At 68.6% G+C, this 21,268-nt stretch carries 12 protein-coding genes; 7 read left to right on the top strand and 5 right to left on the bottom strand.

Features of this window, described 5'->3' with window-relative positions; translation table 11 throughout:
* Window positions 1-75 precede the first annotated feature (75 nt).
* The 7 genes from AAFU51_05220 (at window position 76) to AAFU51_05190 (ending at window position 15,048) form a co-directional block, all read left to right on the top strand.
* Window positions 76-4,875, top strand: a complete 4,800-nt coding sequence (locus tag AAFU51_05220) for a hypothetical protein (protein MEO1570650.1) — start codon at window positions 76-78, stop codon at window positions 4,873-4,875.
* Between the two features lie 165 nt (window positions 4,876-5,040).
* Window positions 5,041-7,209 carry a T9SS type A sorting domain-containing protein gene (locus tag AAFU51_05215; GenBank protein ID MEO1570649.1) on the top strand — a complete coding sequence of 723 codons (2,169 nt, stop codon included), beginning with the start codon at window positions 5,041-5,043 and terminating at the stop codon, window positions 7,207-7,209.
* Between the two features lie 317 nt (window positions 7,210-7,526).
* Complete coding sequence (mdh, locus tag AAFU51_05210) at window positions 7,527-8,456, top strand: malate dehydrogenase (protein ID MEO1570648.1); 930 nt, start codon at window positions 7,527-7,529, stop codon at window positions 8,454-8,456.
* A 254-nt stretch (window positions 8,457-8,710) separates the two neighbouring features.
* Window positions 8,711-8,962: a hypothetical protein gene (locus AAFU51_05205; GenBank protein MEO1570647.1), complete on the top strand. Its 252-nt coding sequence runs from the start codon at window positions 8,711-8,713 to the stop codon at window positions 8,960-8,962.
* 44 nt (window positions 8,963-9,006) lie between these two features.
* Window positions 9,007-11,061, top strand: a complete 2,055-nt coding sequence (locus AAFU51_05200) for a lamin tail domain-containing protein (GenBank protein ID MEO1570646.1) — start codon at window positions 9,007-9,009, stop codon at window positions 11,059-11,061.
* A 333-nt stretch (window positions 11,062-11,394) separates the two neighbouring features.
* The gene (gene recA / locus AAFU51_05195; GenBank protein MEO1570645.1) at window positions 11,395-12,465 is read left to right on the top strand and encodes a recombinase RecA; all 1,071 of its coding nucleotides are present in this window, start codon (window positions 11,395-11,397) and stop codon (window positions 12,463-12,465) included.
* A 222-nt stretch (window positions 12,466-12,687) separates the two neighbouring features.
* A complete protein-coding gene (locus tag AAFU51_05190) occupies window positions 12,688-15,048 on the top strand; it encodes an ATP-binding protein (GenBank protein ID MEO1570644.1) in 2,361 nt (786 codons plus the stop codon).
* On the opposite strand, the gene AAFU51_05185 is transcribed toward AAFU51_05190, so the two are convergent.
* The 5 genes from AAFU51_05185 to AAFU51_05165 all read right to left on the bottom strand — a co-directional run bounded on the left by AAFU51_05185 (window position 15,013) and on the right by AAFU51_05165 (window position 21,202).
* Window positions 15,013-15,498 carry a cyclic nucleotide-binding domain-containing protein gene (locus tag AAFU51_05185; GenBank protein MEO1570643.1) on the bottom strand — a complete coding sequence of 162 codons (486 nt, stop codon included), beginning with the start codon at window positions 15,496-15,498 and terminating at the stop codon, window positions 15,013-15,015. The two genes, AAFU51_05190 and AAFU51_05185, sit on opposite strands and share 36 nt — an antisense overlap.
* Entirely contained in the window at window positions 15,495-18,107 is a 2,613-nt protein-coding gene (locus tag AAFU51_05180) for an ATP-binding protein (GenBank protein ID MEO1570642.1), read from the bottom strand. Before AAFU51_05180 ends, AAFU51_05185 begins: the two co-directional genes overlap by 4 nt.
* 194 nt (window positions 18,108-18,301) lie before the next feature.
* Entirely contained in the window at window positions 18,302-19,243 is a 942-nt protein-coding gene (locus tag AAFU51_05175; GenBank protein ID MEO1570641.1) for a right-handed parallel beta-helix repeat-containing protein, read from the bottom strand.
* Window positions 19,244-19,489: 246 nt separating this feature from the next.
* Window positions 19,490-20,095 carry a YceI family protein gene (locus tag AAFU51_05170; GenBank protein MEO1570640.1) on the bottom strand — a complete coding sequence of 202 codons (606 nt, stop codon included), beginning with the start codon at window positions 20,093-20,095 and terminating at the stop codon, window positions 19,490-19,492.
* Window positions 20,096-20,266: 171 nt separating this feature from the next.
* Window positions 20,267-21,202 carry a histone deacetylase gene (locus tag AAFU51_05165; protein MEO1570639.1) on the bottom strand — a complete coding sequence of 312 codons (936 nt, stop codon included), beginning with the start codon at window positions 21,200-21,202 and terminating at the stop codon, window positions 20,267-20,269.
* Window positions 21,203-21,268: the final 66 nt, after the last annotated feature.

Below are 21,268 nucleotides of genomic sequence, written 5' to 3'. Positions count from 1 at the left end.
CGCCACGGCCCCCATCGTCCATCAGAGCAGCGCGATGAGATCGTAGCCCATCATTGCCATTACACGGTCCTGACCATGCCACGCTTCGTTCTGTTGCTCGCCGCGCTGGCGGTGGCTGCCGCTGCCAGTCCCACCAGTGCCCAGACCTTCGAACTCCTCAGCGACAACACCCAAACGCCGGAGTTCGCCTTCGATATCTCCGGGGACGGCCGTGTGGTCATCGGGCGCGGGAGAGGGGGCGGGGCCGGGGCCGCAGAGACGTGGCGTTGGGAAGGCGGCACGCTCACGTACCTCGACCGGTTCATGGAGCAAGACGTGTCGCCAGGGGGCCTCTCTGGCGACGGCAGCATCATCGTGGGCTCGGCAGGGCTGTTCAACCCGTTTGCCGTCATCTGGAACGACGGGACCTACGCATCGCTTCCGCTGCCAGAGGGCGCGCTCTCTGTTTCGGTAAGCGGGGTATCCAACGATGGACGCGTGGCGGCGGGCAGCTACCGGATCGACCCGGACGGGGATGGCTCCGACGACGTCCGTGCGATGAAGTGGGTCGAGGGCGACCTGACGCTGCTGTCGCCGCTTCCAGGTGACAACGTAGCGTTTACCACCGGGGTCTCCGGGGATGGGAGCGTGATCGCGGGAGATAGCGACGCGCCCACTCAAGCCACGGTGTCTGTTGTCTGGAGGGATTCAGCAGTCCCGGAACAGATCCCTGTGCCAGGATGGACGAGAGGCGACGGGCTGACGCGAATCTCCGCGGACGGGCGTGCCCTCCTCGGACGAGCGGAGCGCCTGTCTGGTGTTTCGGGCGTCGATGTCCTCGCCTTCCTCTCGATCGACGGCACCATCATCGAACTCGGCACCTGGCTGGACAACTCCGACCCGACGCTGGACACCTACCCTCGCTACACCCTGAGCGACCTCTCCGCAGATGGGTCCATCGTCGTAGGCGTCCGCGAAAACGGGCCGCCGAGCTTCGACGCGACCCAGGTGATCTGGGACGCCGTGAACGGCTGGCGGCAGCTCGAAACGGTCTTTCGGGAGGCCGGGATGGACCTCCAGGGACGGACGTTGTGGCCCGGCAGCTTCGTGAGGATTTCGGACGACGGAACCGTAATCGCGGGCAACGCGCGAGAAGGAGACGCGGGCCGACTAGAGCCCTACCGCGCGGTCCTCGTCCCCACCGAGAACGATCTCACCGTCAACGACGCCAGCGACGACGCCGACGCCGACCTGAACGACGATGTCTGCGATGTGGACGTGTCGCAGCCCGGCAACCAGTGCACGCTCCGCGCCGCCATCGCGACCTCCAACCGGCGCTCCGGCCCCCGCAATGCCATCACGTTCGACCTCGACGGCCCCGGTCCGCACACCATCGCGGTGGCCTCCCAGTTCGAGGAGATCATCGTGCCCATCGTGCTGGACGCTACCACCCAGCCAGGCTACACGGGCACGCCGGTCGTCAGCCTCAGGGGCGGCGGGACGCTCGGCCTCGTGGTCGGCGCCGGCAACTCGGTCGTTCGGGGGCTCTCCATCGGCGGCTTCACGGCGGGCCTGTTCTTCGGCGGCCAGGGCGGCAATGTGGTGGAAGCGTGCCACATCGGCGTGGACGCGAGCGGGACGATGGTGGTCCCCAACGACATCGGCGTTGTGATCAACCAGACGCCGAACCACCGCGTGGGCGGCGAGCAGCCCGCGCAGCGCAACGTGATCTCGGGCAATACACAGGTAGCCTTTCAGATCCTCGGCGCGGCCTCGGCGGGCACCGTCATCGAAGGCAACTACATCGGGACGAACGCCGCTGGGACGGCAGCCCTCCCGAACAGCGGTGGGGGTCTGGTCGTGGATGGCACCACGGGCGTGACCATCGGCGGTGCCACGCCGGGCGCGCGCAACGTGATCGCCGGCAACGGAGCCGCAGGCGTGACCGTCATCGGCGCGAGCACGTCGGGGTTGGTGATCTCCGCGAACACCATCGGCCTGAATGCGGCCGGGACGGATGCCCTGCCCAACAACGGCGAGGGCGTCCGCGTCCTCAACGCGCCGAGCGTCCGCATCGGCGGGGCGACGGCGGGCGAGCGCAACCTCATCAGCGGCAACGCTACGCACGGTGTCCATGTGGCCGGGCCGGAGTCCTCGGGCGTCGCCGTCGCGGGCAACTGGATCGGCCTTGCCGCCAACGGCACGACGGCGGTCCCCAACGGCACCGACGACACCCGCCAGTCGGGCCACCACGGCGTGTTCGTCGTCAACGCGCCCGGCGTGACCATCGGCGGGGCCAGCGCGGCGCCGGGCGCGGCGCCGGGCAACGTGATCGCGGGCAACGCGGCGCACGAGGTCTACGTGACCGCCGCACCGGACCAGCCCGCGACGGGCGTGCAGATCCTGGGCAGCCTCCTCGGCACGGATGCATCCGGCAGCGCGGCGGTCGTCGCCGGGCAGGAGGCGGTGGTTGTCACCGGGGCCGTGCCTGGCATGCAGGTTGGCGCAGCGGGGGCGGGCAACGTCGTGGTGGCGGGCACGGAGGGCGAGGGCGGCAGTCGAGGCGGTGTGTTCCTGGTCGACCTCGGTCCCGGAGGCGCACCCGATGGGGCGACCGTCGCGGGCAACCTCGTCGGGCTGAACGCGGCGGGGAGCGCTCCGCTGGGGCAGGTCGGGACGGGCATCGCCGTCACGACCGACGTGGACAACGGCGGCGTGGAGAACGTGACCATCGGCGGCGACGTCGGCGGTGGCGCGGGCAACCGCGTCGCGGGCGTGCTCGGCATCGTCGTGGAGTTTCCCCGATCGTCCGGGGCCGTCGTGGAGGGCAACACCGTCGGGCTGCTCGCCAGCGGGGCGCTCGCGCGGGCTGAACCCGACGGGATCGGGCTTGTGATCCTGGGGGCGAACGAGGTCCAGGTCGTCGACAACACCATTGGCGGGCAGGCCATCGGCCTCGCCCTCGCGAGCGACGACAGCGCCGTGCTCGGCAACCGCATCGGGACGGACCCGGCGGGCGGCGAGGCGCGGCCCAACACCGTCGGCTTTGTCGTGTACGGTAGGGTCGAGGGTGGGCTCGCCGTGGGCGACCGCAACCAGGTCGGCGCAGCGGGTGCCGGCAACGTGATCTCCGGCAACGAGAACGGCGGGCTCCGGCTCGGCGGCGTCTTGGAGGTCGGCCCGGCGCTCACGGCTACGGCGTGGGCCCGGATACGAGCGAAGCAGGGTGGAGACGAAGCGGTAGCGCGGTTGGGGAATCAGAGCCCCGACGAGAACACCATTGCCTTCAACCGCATCGGGACCGACGCCGGAGGCACCCGCGCCCTGGGCAACGGCCGCGCCCCAACGGCCGAGGAGGCGTTCCCTGGCGTCTGGGTGCGCGACGGACGCGCCAACCAACTCGTCGGCAACGTGATCTCTGGCAACGGCGCGGGCGTGCTGGTGAGCTTCGACGAGGAGACCGGCGGCAGCCCGCGCGAGACGCTCATCGGCGGCAACGTGGTCGGCGGCTCGCTCAACCGGACGGCGTCGATCCCGAACCAGTACGGCGGCGTGATCCTCGTCGCCTCGCCCGACAATCGGCTCGCCGCCGTGGCGCTGGAAGAGGGCGGCGAGCCGGTGCCCAACCTCATACGCGGCAACGGCTCGCGCGGCGTGCGCGTCGTCACGCTGGAGGGCGAGACGGGCAACCAGATCCGCGGGACGAGCTTTTTCCGCAACGATGGCCCCTCCATCGAACTGAACGACGCGGACAACGGCTACCCCGCTGTGGCCGCGCCCGTGCCGCAGGTCTTCTGGGCGACCTCGGCCGACGAGGGGGGCGCCACGCTCCGGCTCCGTACCGACGCGGCGGGCGAGGTGGACGTGTTCGCATCCACGCGCTGCCCAAGCGGCAACGCCGAGGGTAGCATCCTCGGCTTCTCCGAGGTGGCCGGGGGGGCGACGAGCGTCACGGTCCCGGACCTCCTGCCCGACACTTCACCGCTGGTCCAGTTCCTCGCGGTCACCCTCACGCCGCCCGGCCCGGTCGCCACAACCAGTGCGTTCAGCGACTGCGTTCGCATCGCGCGGCCTGAGGATGTCGTGGAAGCCGTCGTGGACGATGGCGAAACCGGCATGGTCGTGGATGACGCGGACATCGAGGTGGAGATCACGGACAACGCCGCGCCCCGGACCCGAGGCCGACTTGCCTCTCTGAATACAGAGGTCGACGCCCGGGCCGGAGGAACGCTCTACGTATCGCGCTTCGGGGAGCGCATCGTGCCTGAGCCCTCGCCCATCGACGGCAGCGCGCTCGCCCCCGACGGCTCGACGGTGACGCCGAACGCGGTCTCCCTGAACCGCCACTGGACGCTGCGGACCGAAGGCCTCGGCGGGGTGACCTACACCGCCTGCCTCGACACCGAAGGCGTAAACGGGATCATAGTGCCCGGGCAACTCCTCGTCCTGCACCGCCCCGACGCGGGGACGCCCTGGACGCCGTTCCCGTCCTCGCTCGACGACACGCGGCTGTGCGCCACGGGGCTGACGGCCTGGGGCGACCTCGGTATCGGGGCGGATACGCTCGTCAACCCAGTGCCGAACGAGCCCGGTCCGGGTGAGGCCCCCGAGGCGTTGCCGACGGCCTTCGGCGTGCAGGTGTGGCCCAACCCCAGCATGCACATAGCCACGGTCGAGATCGCCCTGCCCGAGGCGGCCAAGACGCGCACGGACGTCTATGACGTGCTTGGTCGCCGCATGGCGATGCTGCACGAGGGGCCGCTCGCGGCGGGCACGCACGCCCTCGCGCTCGACGCGGCACGGTTGCCTGCGGGCACCTACATCGTGCGCACGGTCATCGTGCGCACGGTGACGCCCATGGCCACGCTCACGCGGCGGTTCACCGTCGTGCGGTGAACAGACCCACCCTAGGGACCTCGAAGTCCAGCGAGCCGCCGCCGCTGGTCGGTCGAGAAACTCGCAGTGTGGATGAGGGGATCAGTGTGTCAATCCCGTTTATGCAAGTAGGGCCCTCCGCTCAACCGGGCCTGCCGCTCACCTCCCTGCCAGCTACCACCGGTCATGCGCGCACTCCGTTCGCTTCTTGCCCCGTCGCTCTGTCTACTACTGTTCGGCGGCGTGCTCGCCGTTCCGCTTCAGGCGCAGGTGCTCACCTCGCTCTATTCCGCCCGAAGCCCAAACAGCCAGAACGACGGCTTCTTCGGTTCGGTCGTGGTTGCGGCAGGAGATGTCGATGACGACGGGGTCCCCGACTTTGTCGTGGGGGCGCCCGACGAGCAGGGGGCCCGAGGCCGGGTATACCTCTTGAGCGGAGTCAACGGGAGCGTGATCCGAACTGTCGCCTCGCGCACGAACGCGTCGAATAGCTTCTTCGGTCGCTCGCTAGCGGTCACAGGCGACATGAACACCGACGGCGTGCCGGATCTCATCGTCGGTAGCAACGACCCCGCAGCCGGGCAGGCCATCGCCGGTGTGGTCTACCTCGTGAGCGGGAGCGACGGGTCCACGCTTCGCACGCTCACCTCGCCGAACGCCCAGGCAAACGGCTTCTTCGGGTTTGCCGTGGCGGCCCCAGGCGATCTCAACGGCGACGGCTTCGAAGACCACGTCGTTGCCGCCAGCGACGAAGATCTGACCATCGGTGGGACGCCGCGTGAGGACATCGGCGCGCTCTATGCCTTCAGCGGAGCCGACGGGGCCCTGCTCTGGACCTCCACGGCCGACCTCGACCAAGCGTTCACCTATCTGAGCCGCGTCGAGGCGGCCGCCGACCTAACGGGTGACGGCGTTCCCGACCTCCTCGCCAGTGCGCCCAATGCCGACGTGGGCAGCATAACCGACGCCGGTCGGGCGTTCGTGATCGACGGTGCCGACGGCGCGGTGGTGCACACCTTGACGTCCGGCAACGCCCAGGCAGACGGTGTCTTCGGTATCAGCCTCGCCGCGCTGGGCGACGTGACGGGTGATGGCGTGCCCGATGTGGCCGTGGGCGCCCCGTTCGAGGGCGTCAACGGCAGCATCCGCGACGGGACGGTCTCGTTCTTCAACGGCGCGACCGGCGCACGCATCGGTACTTACGCTGAGGAGGAGCGGCAGGCCGAGCGCTTCTACGGCTGGGACATCCAGAACGTCGGCGACTACGACGATGACGGTGTCGACGATGTCGGGATTTCGGCGCTCCGGCAGTTCAACCGCTTCGAGTTTCTCCCGCCGCCGCTGACGGCGCCGTTCTCGGGCGCGGTCTTCATCACCAGCGGCGCCACCATCGGCCAGGACTTCGCGACGGACCTCGCCGAAGTCTATCCGAGCCTTCCCGACTTCCCCACGACGTTCGAGTGGCGCTTCGGCCAGTCCTTCGCGACCCTGGGCGACATCAACGGAGACGGCCTCAACGAGATCGCGGTTGGAGCCCCTACGCAAGGCGCCAACATCGGGTTTGTCGGGGTGCTGGACGGGGCGCGCGTTCAGGCGTTGACGGGGGAGGGCGCCGAGGCGAAGGCCGAGACAGTGGTTGGCAACGATGGCACCTATTCGTTCGATGGGACGGCGGTCACGCTCGTGCTGGACCTCGTCGCGGCGGAACCGGAGGGCGGCGAACGGACAGCGGGAGGTGGGGCGAACGTCGTCGTGACGCGCTATCGCACCGCACCGCTCGATGCCGCGGAGATTCCAGAGCAGGAGGTCGCGCCGTACCGCTGGACGATCATTCCCGAGCGCGACCTGCGCCTTGTGGCTGCGGCGAGCGAGGTGCGCTTCAACGTCGATGACATCCCCATGCCGGGCATCGTCGACCCCGCAGGCATTGTCGTCTACCGCCGCCAATACGTTGGGGGCGGCGACTTCGAGCCGCTGACGACGACCTACGACGCGGACGCGGGCGAGATCGTAGCGACGGGCTTCACCCGACTCGGCGAGTTCGTGTTTGCGAGCGACACCAATCCGTTGCCCACCGAGGGCGCGCCCAACGAGGCTGCGCTCGACGTGCAGGTCTACCCGAACCCGGCCGCCGCCGCGACTACGGTGGCTGTGACGTTGCCAGAGGCCGCGGACGTGCACACCGCCATCCATGACCTGCTCGGCCGCCGCGTGGCGACGCTCCATGACGGCCTCCTCGCCGCAGGGACGCATCCGCTCGCGCTCGATGCGGCGCGGTTGCCTGCTGGGGTCTACCTTGTCCGCTCGGTCACACCCACGGTCACGCTAGCGCGGAGGTTCACGGTCGTGCGATGATCCACTTCCGTGCGCGATGGCGCTATGGGTAGCGATAGGGCCGTTTGTGGTGGAACGGCCCTCCCGCACGCCTGGCCTGGACTTCCAGGTCGGGCGTGCTCTCTTTCGTGTGGGGACGCCGTTCACGTGGTGACTTCGCTCGTGGCGTAAGGCTGCCAATTTTCGGTGCGTTCAAGGTAGGGGCCCGCTGACGGCTTCACCGGGATGCACAGACCGGCTATACTGCATCCATACCCATTCCGAAGCGCTTCCGTCGGGCTCGGTCCGGCAGGGTTCGGCGCTTCGCCGTTCTCATACCAACCACACCCCCAACAGCTATGAAGCTCACCGTTGTAGGCGCGGGCAACGTCGGCGCGACCGTCGCCGAGTGCGTCGCGCGCATGGACATCGTCAACGAGATCGCCCTCATCGACATCCGCGACGGCGTCGCCAAGGGCAAGGCGCTCGACCTCTGGGAGTCGGCCCCCATCCACGGCTTCGACACCAAGCTGGTCGGCGGCGACGACTACGCGCTCACCGCGGGCTCGGACATCACCGTCATCACCGCCGGCCTCCCGCGCAAGCCGGGCATGAGCCGCGACGACCTCCTCGCTAAGAACGCCGAGATCGTCTCCAGCGTCACCGAGCAGATCGTCGCCCAGAGCCCCAACACAATCCTCATCATCGTCTCGAACCCGCTCGACGCGATGGTCTACGCCGCCTATCAGACGTCCGGCTTCGAGCCGTCCCGCGTGATGGGCATGGCCGGCGTCCTCGACACGGCGCGCTACCGCAGCTTCCTCGCCATGGAGATCGGCGTCTCCGTGCGCGACATCCAGGCGATGCTCCTCGGCGGCCACGGCGACACGATGGTGCCGCTCCCGCGCTTCACCAACGTCGCGGGCACGCCGATCACGAAGTTCCTCTCGGCCGAGCGCCTCGAAGAGATCGTCGAGCGCACGAAGAAGGGCGGCGGCGAGATCGTCGGCCTCATGGGCACCTCGGCGTGGTACGCGCCCGGTGCAGCGGCCGCCGAGATGGTCGAGGCCATCGTCAAGGACTCGGGCCGCGTGCTGCCAGGCGCAGGCTACTGCAACGGCGAGTACGGCCTCACCGACATGTTCATCGGCGTGCCGCTCAAGCTCGGCGCGGGTGGCGTTAAGGAGGTCGTCGAACTCGATCTCGACGCCGACGAGCAGGCGCTCATGCAGGAGTCGGCGGACCACGTGCAGGTCAACCTCGACAAGCTGAAGGCGCTCATAGGCTAAGCGTCCGTGCACGACGGCCAACACGAGCACCCCGGCGGCGGCTGGGGTGCTCGTTGTCGTTTGAGGCCTGCCTCGCAGATGCGCGCCGGGCGCCGCACCAGGCGCCGCACCAGGCGCCGCGCCGGATGAAGCAAACGCCGAAGAAATGAGGGGACATCATGTGTCGCACAATCAAACGTCGTATAATGGAGCTAGCTGCTCTGCATGTGACCTGCGGGCAGCGCCCCCTCCTTTCGCACACACCTTTCTTAGCTATGGTTACGCCTCGAATGGCCCTGGTGGCAGGGCTAGTCGCCGCTGTCTCGTGGATTCCTAACACTCAGGCTCAGTCGCTTCCGGACTGGGCGGCCCCCTCCGATGCCGCCTCCAGCGCGCCGCAGGTCGAGCCTCCGATGGATGAGAGCACGCCCAACCCTCCGGAAGTCCCGATCGACGGGGGACTGGGCCTTCTCGCCCTCGCCGGTGCGGGGTATGCGGCTCGCCGCCTCCGCCGGCACGACCAGTAAGCGTCCTCTTGGGACCCCTTCATGCACACAACCCAGAGGCTACTGTGATCCGACTCTGTACCGTCCTTTTTCTGCTCTATGCGGCCACCAACGCCGCTGTGGGGCAAGCCAGCTTGAATGGCATCATCTTCAACGAAGTCCTTCCTAAACCCAATATCTCATCAACGTCGGGGTTCGATACCGACGGCGACGGCGTCTTCGAGCGCGACGACGAGTTCATCGAGTTCGTCAACAACGGGACGGCCAACGTGGACCTCAACGGCTACGAGATCTACGACGCTGCCGGGCTGAAACTGACCATCCCCGGAAGCCTCGTGGTCGCGCCGGGCGAGTTCATCGTCATCATCTTTGACTACGACGGCACAGTGCCGGCGGGCTACTTCGACATCAGCGACGGCTCGTCGATCTCCGTCATCAACGACGGGTCCGAAGGACTCTATCTCTGCAACCCAGCCTCGGGCGAGTACATCGGACTCGTCTATGGCGGACGGACGGTTACCAACCCAACCGTGTGTACGACAAACCTCGGTGTCGAGGACTTTGGTTCGCCGACCGAAGGCCTGTCGATCCAGCGCGTGCAGCGTGGCACCACGACCGAGGTCATCACGCCGACGCCGCTCGCCACGAACGGACAGGCGGTCGTCGCCACCTCCACGGCAGAGGGCTGGCGCCTGCTCTCGGCTCCCCTCGACGGCTTGACCGTGAGCGATGTGCTCCCGCTCAACCTGGTCCGGGGTGTAGGCACGGAGTACCCGACCGACCCGCCCAACCTCTTCCTGAGCTACGATGGCAATCAGACGCCCGGCGGCAACGATGGCTACGCCCCGGCAACGGCCCTCACCGACGTGCTCGAACCGGGCGCAGGCTTCTGGTGGTACTTCTTCGACGCAGCGAGCCCGCCTACGCTCACAGGCGGCGGCACGAGCGTCGTCGAGCAGCTTCCCATCGCGCTGACTACCCCGGGGACCGCACTTGCCGCCAATAAAACCGTCCGGTTTGTGGGCCGCGACCCCAACGACGGGTTCTACATCGCGGGCAACCCCTTCACGGAGAGCTTCAACCTGAGCGGGGTGTCGGTAGCGCCGGTCACCGGCGTCGACCCGCTCGTTATTCAGGATGTCGTCTCCATCTGGGATGCCGCCGCCAATGCCGGAGTGGGCGGCTACGTCTCCTACTCGCGGACCGGGGCCGGCGGCAACCCGCAGGTGGTCGCCCCGTGGCAGGGCTACTGGATCGAGGTGCTAGTCGCTGGGCTGCTCACGCCGCCAGTCGGCATCGCGATCGACGTGACGTACGATGTCGCCCAGCAGACTACGGGAGGCAGCTTCGTCGGGCGCCAGGCAGCCCTCGAAGAGCGCTACATCCGCTTCGAGCTCGCCACCGCAGCCGAGGACGGGCGGCCCATTGCCAACCCGATCACCCTACTCTTCACAGACGGGGCAAGCGAGGGATGGGACGTGTTCGATGCCTCGTCGCTCGGGTCGTTCGCCGTCCCGTATGCCTTCGCGGCGTTCCTGGGCGACCGCGCCGGGGAGACGCGCTGGAAGGTGCAGGAGTCGCTCCCGCTCAATCCGGGCAAGGTCGTGTCGATCCCGCTCGCCTATGCGTCGTTCGGAACGGCGTCGTCCTTCGAGCTGCGCTGGCCCGTCCTCGAAAACGTGCCCGAGGTGTGGCGCGTCGAACTCGTGGACACCGTGACCGGCGCGCGCGTCGACGTGCGCACCGCGTCGCGCTACGCCTTCGAACAGGCCGAGGGTGAGCCCGCCGAGCGCTTCGTGATCGAGGTAGATGCCACGGCCAACCCCGTGGCTGCCGAGGGTCCTACGCTGCCCAACCAGCTTGAACTCAGCGCCGTGCACCCCAACCCCACGACGGCCCAGGCCAGCGTGCGGCTCTCTACCCCGACGGCTGAGCCCGTGCAGGCGACGGTCTACGACGTCCTCGGGCGTACCGTTCGTGTGGTCTTCGACGGTCAAACAGGACCGGGCACGCCGACGCAGGTGTCCTTCGCCACGAACGACCTGCCTGCGGGGACCTACGTCCTCCAGGTCGTCGGCCAGACCTTCAGCGAGGCCCGCCGGTTCATGGTGGTGCGGTGACCTGACGCAACGGCGTCTCCTGAGGGAGACTGCAACGGGCACCTCGGCGATAGCTGGGGTGCCCGTTTGTACGGTACGGGATCGCCGCTGGAGCTAGTTGGGCGAAAACACGGCGGGCTGGCACCCGTAGACGAGAGGTCAGGTTACATTCCAGCATCGCTTGTGTCTGAAGAGGCAGATCGACCGCAGCGAGCCTGTGACATAGGGCTGACACGTGCCTGGCGCTAGCTTGCTGCTGCATTCGTTGTAATGCGCTGCCCACCCGACACGGCGACCCCATCAAACTGCCGACGTGGCGCGCGTCCCCCATCCATCTTGTCATCTTTGAGGAACATGGCTGATCCCAACGTCAACGACGCCGCCCGCCAGAAGGCGCTCGGTCTGGCAATGAAGCAGATCGAGAAGCAGTATGGCAAAGGCGCCATCATGAAGCTCGGCGAGGCCCCCAAGGTCCGCATCGAGGCCATCTCGACCGGCTCGCTCATGCTCGACCACGGCCTGGGCATCGGCGGCGTGCCGCGCGGGCGCATCGTCGAGATCTACGGCCCGGAATCGTCGGGCAAGACGACGCTCGCCACCCACATCATCGCCGAGGCCCAGAAGGTAGGCGGCACCTGCGCCTTCATCGACGCCGAGCATGCCTTCGACTCGTCCTATGCTGAGAAGCTGGGCGTCGACACGGACGACCTCCTCGTCTCGCAGCCGGACACGGGCGAGCAGGCGCTGGAGATCTGCGACGTGCTCGTCCGCTCCGGCGCGCTCGATGTGGTCGTGATCGACTCGGTCGCGGCGCTCGTGCCCAAGTCCGAGATCGAGGGCGACATGGGTGACTCGCACGTGGGCCTTCAGGCCCGCCTGATGAGCCAGGCGCTGCGCAAGCTCACCGGCACCATCAATCGCACGAAGACGTGCCTCATCTTCATCAACCAGATCCGCGAGAAGATCGGCGTCTCCTGGGGCAGCCCCGAGACCACGACCGGCGGCCGCGCGCTCAAGTTCTACTCGTCCGTCCGCATGGACATCCGCCGCATCGGCGCGATCAAGGACGGCAGCGACGTGATCGGCAACCGCACGCGCGTGAAGGTGGTCAAGAACAAGGTCGCCCCGCCGTTTAAGATGGTCGAGTTCGACATCATCTACGGCGAGGGTATCTCGTCCACGGGTGAGCTGATCGATCTCGCTGTGGAGGCCGACGTGATCCAGAAGTCGGGCTCGTGGTACAGCTACGGCGACGTCAAGATCGGCCAGGGACGCGAGGCGACGAAGCAGTGGCTCCTCGATGAGCCTGGCTACCGCGAGGAGATTAGGCACACCGTCCGCCGCGAGCTCGGCATGCTGCCCGCCGACGAGATGGAAGGTGATAGCGTGGCCGAAGAGCCAGAGCTGGCCGTCAACGGCAAGTAAGGCCGTCGGCATCCTGCATACACAGTGCGCCGCTCGACATCGGTCGGGCGGCGCGCTGCATTGGGACCAACCGTGTAGGTAACGGTGGCGTAGGGGTGCGGGTTTTCCTGGGTGCTGCCTGGCTGTGGTGGCGTCAGGTAGCTTCCCTGGGCACAGTTGTTGCCGATCTGGGCGAGAGGCCGCAAGTCCGCGTCCCGCCGTTTCGCTTCGCCCCTCGCCCGGATGGATCACCCGACTGCTCGTGAACTCCGCCGCACGCTCCTGCTCACGCAGCTCATCCTGGCTGCGCTCGTCCTGCTGACGTTGGTGCTGGCGCATGCCTGGGACTCACTCGCAGCGAAGCTGGCCGTGGTGACGCTGCTGTTGAGCAGCTATGCGCTCCTGGTAGTGCGTCCCCTCGGGAAGAGCATCGAACAGGCGGTCGGCGCCGCCCTTCGACGCGCCGAAGGTCTCCAGCACGACGTTGAACGGCTGGAGGAGGCGCACGCCCACGCCGAGGCGAACGTGCAGGCTAAGAGCGCCTTCCTCGCCGCGATGAGTCACGAGATCCGCACGCCCATGAACGGCGTCATCGGGATGGCGAGCCTCCTCGATGAGAGCCGCCTCGACGGCGCCCAGCGCGACTTCGTGAGCACGATCCGCTCCTCCGGCGACGTGCTGCTCACGCTCATCAACGACGTGCTCGACCTCTCGAAGATCGAGGCGGGGGAGGTGAAGCTGGACCCCCGGCCGGTAGCGTTGCGCCCGCTGGTCGAGGCCGCGTTCGACCTCGTGGCGTCGCAGGCTGCAGGCAAGGGCCTCGACCTGGTCTATGCGCCCGCACCCAGCATCCCAGAGCAGATCGAGACGGACCCGACACGGCTTCGGCAGATCCTAGTCAACCTCCTGGCCAACGCCGTGCGCCACACGGCCGAGGGCGAGGTTGTGGTCGCTGTGCGGCCCGAGCAGCCCGGCTCCGACCGACTCGTCTTCGAGGTGCGCGACACCGGCGAAGGCATCCCGCAGGGCGTGCTTGGACAGCTTTTCCGTCCCTACCAGCAGGCCGAGCGCCAGCGGGAGGGTACGGGGCTCGGCCTCCACATTTGCAAGCGCCTCGCCCGCTTGCTCGGAGGGAGCATCACCGCGCACAGCATTGTCGGGGTGGGCTCGACCTTCACGGTGACGATCGAGGCACCGGCCATAGCCGACGACGTGCAGGAGGTAAGCGTGCTGACCAGCTTTGCCGTGGGCGTGACGGTGCCGAACCGGGCGCTCCGTGAAGCTCTCGTCGTACGCCTGCGTGCATGGGGGCTCGATGCCACGCCCTACACCGCGCTCGACGACGTGGAAGTAGCGTTGGAGAACGGGTACCGGTGTCACGTACTATTGCTGGACCTGACTGCGGACGAGGCGAGCGCGGCGCGTGTGGAGCGCTTGCACACCCAGCACCCGGCCCTGCCCGTCGTGGGGCTTGCAAGCCTCCAGCAGCCCGTCATTGGCCTGCCTCTGGCCGCGCGGCTCACGAAGCCCGTGAAGGACGCCGCGCTGCACGAGACCCTGCACGCGATCCTAGTGCCCGCTCACACGACGCACGCGAAGAAGTCCACGCGGACGGCGACGGACGGAGCAGGTCTGCGTGTGCTGATCGTCGAAGACCACGCGACCAACCAGAAGGTGGCGCTACGTCTCCTCGAACGCCTCGGCGTCGATGCCGACCTGGCGATTCACGGGCGCGAAGCGGTGGAGGCGGTGCAGCGCACCCCCTACGACCTCGTGCTGATGGACGTACAGATGCCCGTCATGGACGGAGTGGCTGCCACGCATGCCATCCGTGCGCTGGATCTCGACGTGCAGCCGCGCATCGTGGCACTGACCGCTGAGGCCATGGACGGGGATCGGGACGCGTTCTTGGAGGCGGGCATGGACGCCTATCTCGCGAAGCCGTTCAGTCTCGACGCTCTTGCTGAGATCTTGGACGAGGCGCGACTCCTGCCACAGGACGACGCCGACCGCGCGGCCAGTCCGACGGACGCCGCAGACACAGTGGAGAGACCTGGGCGCGCGGAGCCGATCGTGGAAGCGCCATCTCACCAGGCGGCCGCCCAGTTCTACCGAACGCTGCGAGCACGCCTGGCGCAGCTCATCGACGACGACGACCCGGTGTTCGTCCACGAGATGCTGACCAGCTTCCTGGCGGGCGGACCGCTGCTGCTGGGCGAGATCTACGACGCGCTCTACCGCGGCGACCAGGATACGGCGCGCAGGGCGGCCCAGACGCTGCGCTCGAGCGCCGCGCTGCTCGGCGCCGAGGCGCTCGCCGATGCGTGCCAGCAGCTCGAACAGGTGCTGCTCGCCGGAGACGTGTCGACGCACAGGCCCGACGTGAATGCGGTCCAGGACGCCTACCGAGCGCTAAGGACGCGCCTTCAGGCAGCACTTGCCGAGGAGTCTATCGCCGAGAATATCGTCGTAGGAGAGAGACTCGCTGAGGGGCGGCATCCGGGCAGGAGCGGCCCGGAGCACGAAGACGCTGTGCGCACCCAGGATCGTACGGGGCCCGTCGTTGCCTCAGCGCGGCGTGCTACGCTGGCGGAGTTGAGCTAGCTCTTCGCTCACGTCGATCAGCCGCTGGCCGGTAGCTTGGGCGACGGACCACAGCAACTTCGCGGCCAGCCGGGGGCGCTGGTCGACGAGCTTGCGCAGCATCGGCTGGGCGAGGACGGCCATGTGCGTGTCGCTCTTCGCGCGGACGGTAGCGGAGCGGACCGCCTCGTGGAGCAACGCGATCTCGCCGAAGCAGTCCCCTGTGCGGAGGGTGTGCACGATCCGGTCGTCGGGTTCGGTGACGACGACGGCCTCGCCCTCACGCAGGACGAACAGGCCGAGCCCAGGGTCGCCCTTGCGGAAGATGGTCGCGCCTGCCATGTAGTAGCGCTCGTGCATCGCGCGGTGAAGCTGGCTGCGTTCCCGATCCGAGAGCGCCGCAAAGAGCGGGCTGCGGTGCAGGTAGGCCGTGTCGGGATCCGAGCCCATGAGGGTCGACCAGAGGCTCATGGCACAGACGCGGGGGACGACGAGAGTGGAACGGTCGGGTCGGTGGGCAGCGTAAGCACGAAGGCCGCACCCGTGGAAGCGTGAACGTCGCTGCGGCGGTCCTCAAACGTAAGACTCCCGCCGTGACTCTGCGCGATGTCGTGGCTGATGGAGAGGCCCAAGCCGGTCCCTTCGCCGGTTGGCTTGGTGGTGAAGAACGGCTCGAAGAGACGCGCCTGCGCCTCGTGCGGCACGCCCGGGCCGTTGTCGGCAACAGTGATCGTCACGCGGTCTAAGGTGCGACGCGTGCGCACGGTGACGGTGGGGCGGTAGCCTGCGGGGGCGCTCGGCGCGACGCTGTCGCCGGAGGCAGGTTGGGCATAGCCGCGGACGGCCTCGAAGGCATTGGAGAGCAGGTTGAGCAGCACCCGGCCGAGGTCCTGCGGCAGTACCTCAACGGCGCCAGCGTCGGGATCGAAGTCGCGCTCCAGCGTGACCTGGCAGCTGGGGTGCCGAGCGCGCATCCCGTGGTAGGCTAGGCTCAGGAACTCCTCGGCGAGGGCGTTCACCTCAACGGTCCGGCGCTCGCCTTCGCCGCCCCGCGCGTGCGCTAGCATGCCGCGCACAATGCTGTCGGCGCGCCGCCCGTGCTCCTCGATCTTGGCGACGTTCGTGCTGAGGTCGGCGAGGAGCTCACCCACCTCGGCGCGACCGTCATCGGAGAGCGAGGTGGGGTCCCGGCGCAGGAGGTCTGCGAGGTCGTCCACGTAGTCCGCCGAGAGCGCGGCGAAGTTGGTGACGAAGTTGAGCGGGTTCTTGATCTCGTGCGCGATGCCCGCAGTGAGCCGCCCCAGCGACGCCAGCTTCTCGGACTGGACGAGCTGCGACTGCATCGCTCGCTCGCGGTCGAGGGCGGCCTGCAGCGTCGCCGTGCGCTCCTCGACGCGCTCTTCGAGCGTCTCGGCGTACGCCTTGAGTTGCTGGTTGGCCTCGGCCACGGCGTCGGCCATCTCGTTGAAGCCTGTGGCGAGCGCGCCTAGTTCGTCGGACGAGCGGATTTCGACCCGCGCGTCGCGCTCACCGCGCCCGATGCGCTGCACACCAGCGAGCAGGTGCGCGAGCGGCTGCAGCAGGCTCGCCCGGAAGAACAGCGGCAGCGCGCCCAGCACGAAGAGCGTGGCGAAGAAGACGAGGCGCGCGAGCGGTCCGACCTTCGCGTGGGCCCGCGGCCGGTAGCGCGCGGCGAAGTCCTCGACGAGGCCCTGGCCGGGCTCGACGAGCAGCGCCTCGCCGCCGAGGCCCACGGGCAGCGCCATGCTGGGACCTCCTTGCCACAGGCCGCGCAGCCCGAACGTCGGCGCGATCGGCGGGCCTTCATAGCCGAGGTCCACGGAGCCGTCGGTCCGCAGCGTTGTACGGAGGGTGACGGGGACGCCCCGCGAAAACTCGTACTCGTGCCGCCAGGTGAACGTCACGGCGTCGTCCTGCGCGTAGACGAAGGTGCGTGCTTCCGCCCAACTCGACGTGCACGGGGCGAGAAGCGCCGCGATGAGAGGCCCCTCGGTGTTGAGAAACGGCACCGCGAGATCCACTGGCTGGTCGAAGTGGAGCGCGCCGTAGGGGTTGGGGTAGACCGTCGCGAACGCGGCATCGAACAGCGGGAACGCGAAGGGGAGGGCGAGCCCGCCTGCGAGGTCGGTGTCGGCGAGCGCCTGCCCGAGTGGCGGCGCCGTCGGCTCGGCCTCGGGTGGGAGCGTGGCGACTTTGTAGCCGCCCTCGTCGAGGGGCGTGAGGCGGATCGTCTGGAGACGCGGCAGCGCGTTGCCAGCCTCGCGCGCGATGTCCGTCGGGTTGAAAAGGCGCACGCCGGCCAGCCCGAGGAACGCCAGCACCGTCGCCAGCACCAGCCCGACGAGCTTGCCCTGCACCATCGTCGGCTCCCGCGCGTGGTTGATGAAGACGACCACGTAGCCGAGGGACACGGCCAGCCCGCACAGAAGCGCGATGTACTGGAAGGTGCGCAGCCCGATGATGTCGAGCGAGACGAGAAAGTTGGCGAGGCCGATCGCGCCAAAGACGTCGGTCAGGAAGCCGAACGCGAGGTGGCCGCGTGCGTCGCGGGTGGGCGACCACCACCCGCGCCCAGCCGCACGCTGGAAGCGGCGATACTGCCGCCCGTGTACCACCCCTGCCCATACGATGCCCACGAGGAGCAGGACGCCGTAGGCTACAAAGAGCTGTTCCAGCACGACGAGCGAGGGGCGCACCGCAATCCAGATGCTCACGCCTGCCAGCACGGCGAGCACCACCGCGGACAAGGCACGCACGGCGCGGCGCTCGCGCGGGACGGGGTCGTCGAGGAAGGTGTACGCGAACTGCACCAAGGCCGCGATGGTCGCCGCGACGAAGAAGTAGAGCCCGAGGGTGGCGTAGAGGCCCGTCACGGAGGTCACGGGCACCGCCGAGGAGAGCAAGAAGCAGCCGGCATAGCCCGCCAGCATCACCATCGCGCTGGCGAGCCAGCGCGTCGAGGGCACGCGGCTGCGCAGCGCGAGCAGGTACGCCGCCGTGAGCCCGGCCAGCAGCGTCTGGCAGAGCAGTGGGATCGAGGCCGGAGTGAGCGTGAACATGGGAAGCGGGCGAAGCCAGCGGCAAGGTAGCATCCAGCGCCCGTTGACCTCCGTGGCACTGAGGCCGCTCCGCGCAGAACGGCGGCCTGTCCCCACAACGAAGGCGCGCCCGCGAGTCGTCCCCGCAGGCGCGCCAAGAGCGCTAGAAGCTGTGCGATGGAGCGTCCAGGACGACGCCCCTGAATGCAGCCGCTCTAGAGCGTGACCGGGCCGCGCGCGCCGTCGCCGATCTGGAACGTTTCGTTCGTGTCGTCGAACACGTTCGTGCCGTTGGCGTCCTCGTAGGGCGACTCCAGATAGCCGATCAGGTTCTCGACGAAGCGGTTCTCGGCGGACCCGGCGCTGACCTGGATCCCGACGCCGAAGCCGATGAGTGCGTTGCCCGCGACGAGGTCGCGCTGCGGACCGGCCGGGTCCTCGGTGTCCGGCGCGGGGTTGTAGCAGATGCCGAGCAGGCCAAACTCGCCCGCCTCGGCGCGGTTGCCGATGATGCGGTTGCGGAAGCTGCCGCCGCCGCGGACGAAGATGCCGAGGTTGGTGTCGTTGGCTACGTTGCCGAGCACGCGGTTGCGCGAGCTGTTGACGAGCAGGAAGCCGATCTGCGGCGCGACGCCGTTCGGCGGGTCCGCGAACTCGTCGCCGCCCTCTACGGTCACGCCCACGACGGCCGTGCGGTCGGTGCCAAGCCACTGCACGCCGATGCCGAACGTCTCGACGGTGCCGTTGGTGACGAGCACGCGCGTGACACCGTCGAGCACGATGCCGCGCCCGGCCTTGTTGCCCGGGCCGGTGATGGTGTAGCCGCCGAGGTCGAGGAACACGTTGTCAGCCTGGATGACGATGCCGTCGCCCTCGGTGGCGAAGCCGTTCATGAGGGTGTAGAAGCCGGGCTCGGTGATGGTCGTCGGGCCGCTGATCGCCTCGACGCCCGTGGAGGCGTCCGCCGCGACGGCCGCGGCCGTGCGCATCGTTTCGGGGGTGGCCGTGTCGATCTCGGCCGCGACGGTGGCTTCGATGGAGGTCGGGGCTACGGTGACCGGCGACTCGGCGCCGGTGAGGTCGCCCGCGTCGCAGGCGGCGAGGAGGAGCGGGAGGACGAGCGCTGCGAGGAGCGAGCGCGAAGGAGAGCGAAGCATGAGAGGAGGAGGTTGGAGAAGCCTGCCCGCGTGGGACGATCCCGGCCGGGCAACGATCTGGCTCCAATCTGCCCTGTCGCCTCCTACCGCCGCCTCACGCGCGGGTCATCCTTTCTCAAATCGACGCTACACGAACGTCACACGACGATCACGGCGAGGTCTGAAGTGAGGAGATCGAAGTGCGTGCAGGGCGCGCGTGACGCCATGCCCGGAAGCGCCCTATCGGTGAAGCGGAGCACCCCCGACCTAGCCCGCCACAAACACCGCGTGGAAGGTGATCGTGTCTGCAATGGCCTGGTCCTTGACCTGATCGAGCAGACTCGGGCCGTAGTGGAGGTTCCAGCGGGCGCGCTCAATGGTGAGCGTGGCTTCACCAGCGACGGTGCCGGACGTAGCATGCGGACGGACGCGCACCGGGAACGTGACGGCCTGCGATTGCCCCCGGACGCGGAGGTCGCCGGTGACCTCAAACAGGAGAAAGCCCTCGGCGTCGGCGGGGCCGAGGCGGTGAGCGTGCTGGATGAGCAGGTGCCCGCGCGGGTGGTGCGCTGTGTCGAAGAGCCGCTCGTGCATCACCTCCATGACCTCGTCGAGTTCGCGGCCGGTCGCGTTGGAGCAGGTGGCAGCGTTGATGTCGAAGAGGAGGTGCCCGGCGAGCGTCGAGTCGGACACGTCGAGGCGGGCGGCGGCCAGGCTCACGAGGCCGTGGTAGTCCTTGCCCACCTTCGAGACGGTCCACTCGACGCGGCTCGCGCGGAGATCGAGCGGTAGGGGCGCGGTGGGCCTCCACGGTGCTGCTGCGCCCATCGTGACGAGGGCGGCGAGCGCGAGTAGGAGCGAGCGCAGCGGCATGGGAGGGCGAGCGAACAGGGCCGATGACCGAGAAACAGGGCCGATGCCATAGCCAAGTGCCTCAAGCCTCAGTCGAAAGCAGCACCAACTCGCCGCGCCGTTGCAATACGGCGGCAAGAAGCAGGCGAACCGTGGACACGTAGGCCTGCTAAACCATAGAAAACGTCTAGGTCACGACGCGGCGGGCACCGCCGTCTCAAAGGCCCGCACGGCCTCGCGGTACATCGTCGCGTGGAGGTCGGCGGTGGCGGCGGGCGTCTCGGCGTAGCCGCCCGAGAGCAGCAGGCACAGCGGGAGTTCGGCGGCGCGTACGGTTTCGCAGACGTAGCGGTCGCGGCGGGCGAGGCCGTCGCGGGTGAGGGCGAGCCGCCCGAAGCGGTCCCCGTCGAGCACGTCCACGCCGCCGAGGTAGACGACCAGATCGGGGGCGGCCTCGGCGAGCACCTCCGGGAGGTGGTGGCGCAGCGTGTCGAGGTAGGCGGCGTCGTCGGTGCCGTCGGGGAGGGGCACGTCGCAGGACGAGGGCGGCTTGCGGAAGGGGTAGTTCTTCGCGCCGTGCACCGAGAAGGTGTAGACGCTCGGGTCGTCGGCGAAGAACGCCGCGTTGCCGTTGCCCTGGTGCACGTCGAGGTCGACGACGAGCGCGCGGCGGATCCAGCCGGAGCGCTTGGCGACGCGCAGCGCCACGGCCACGTCGTTGAGCACGCAGAAGCCCTCGGCATGGCCCGGCATCGCGTGGTGCGTGCCGCCCGCGAGGTTGCCCGCGACGCCGTCGTGCAGCGCCATCAGCGCCGCGTTGATCGTGCCCTGCACGGCGAGGCGGCTCCGGCGCACGAGCGCGGGCGACCACGGGAGCCCCATCCGTCGCTCCTCCTGCTTCGACTGCTGCCCGGCCGCGAGCGCGTCGAGGTAGGACTGCGTGTGGACGAGCAGCAGGTCCGACCAATCGGCCTCGCGCGGCGCAATCACGTCGGCGGGGGCGATGAGGCCCTCGCGGAGGACGATCTCATGCAACGCCGGGAATTTCGCCATCGGGAAGGGGTGGCGCGGCCGGAGCGGGACGAAGTAGTCGGGGTGGTAGGAGACGCGCACGTGGGCGAGGGGCACGTGAGTGGGGGCACTCAGGTGAAGCAGGTGAAGGGAGCGTAGAGGCTAGAGAAAAGCCGCTAGGAT

This window comes from Bacteroidota bacterium, from assembly GCA_039821555.1.
GTDB lineage: Bacteria > Bacteroidota > Rhodothermia > Rhodothermales > Rubricoccaceae > JBCBEX01.
This window is presented reverse-complemented; position numbering and strand designations above follow the sequence as displayed.

Excerpts from the sequence above, each read along its gene's own strand:
- AAFU51_05220 (MEO1570650.1), top strand. The coding sequence starts at position 76 with ATGCCACGCTTCGTTCTGTTGCTCGCCGCGCTGGCGGTGGCTGCCGCT.
- AAFU51_05215 (MEO1570649.1), top strand. The coding sequence starts at position 5,041 with ATGCGCGCACTCCGTTCGCTTCTTGCCCCGTCGCTCTGTCTACTACTG.
- mdh (MEO1570648.1), top strand. The coding sequence starts at position 7,527 with ATGAAGCTCACCGTTGTAGGCGCGGGCAACGTCGGCGCGACCGTCGCC.
- AAFU51_05205 (MEO1570647.1), top strand. The coding sequence starts at position 8,711 with ATGGTTACGCCTCGAATGGCCCTGGTGGCAGGGCTAGTCGCCGCTGTC.
- recA (MEO1570645.1), top strand. The coding sequence starts at position 11,395 with ATGGCTGATCCCAACGTCAACGACGCCGCCCGCCAGAAGGCGCTCGGT.
- AAFU51_05190 (MEO1570644.1), top strand. The coding sequence starts at position 12,688 with ATGGATCACCCGACTGCTCGTGAACTCCGCCGCACGCTCCTGCTCACG.
- AAFU51_05185 (MEO1570643.1), bottom strand. The coding sequence starts at position 15,498 with ATGAGCCTCTGGTCGACCCTCATGGGCTCGGATCCCGACACGGCCTAC.
- AAFU51_05180 (MEO1570642.1), bottom strand. The coding sequence starts at position 18,107 with ATGTTCACGCTCACTCCGGCCTCGATCCCACTGCTCTGCCAGACGCTG.
- AAFU51_05175 (MEO1570641.1), bottom strand. The coding sequence starts at position 19,243 with ATGCTTCGCTCTCCTTCGCGCTCGCTCCTCGCAGCGCTCGTCCTCCCG.
- AAFU51_05170 (MEO1570640.1), bottom strand. The coding sequence starts at position 20,095 with ATGCCGCTGCGCTCGCTCCTACTCGCGCTCGCCGCCCTCGTCACGATG.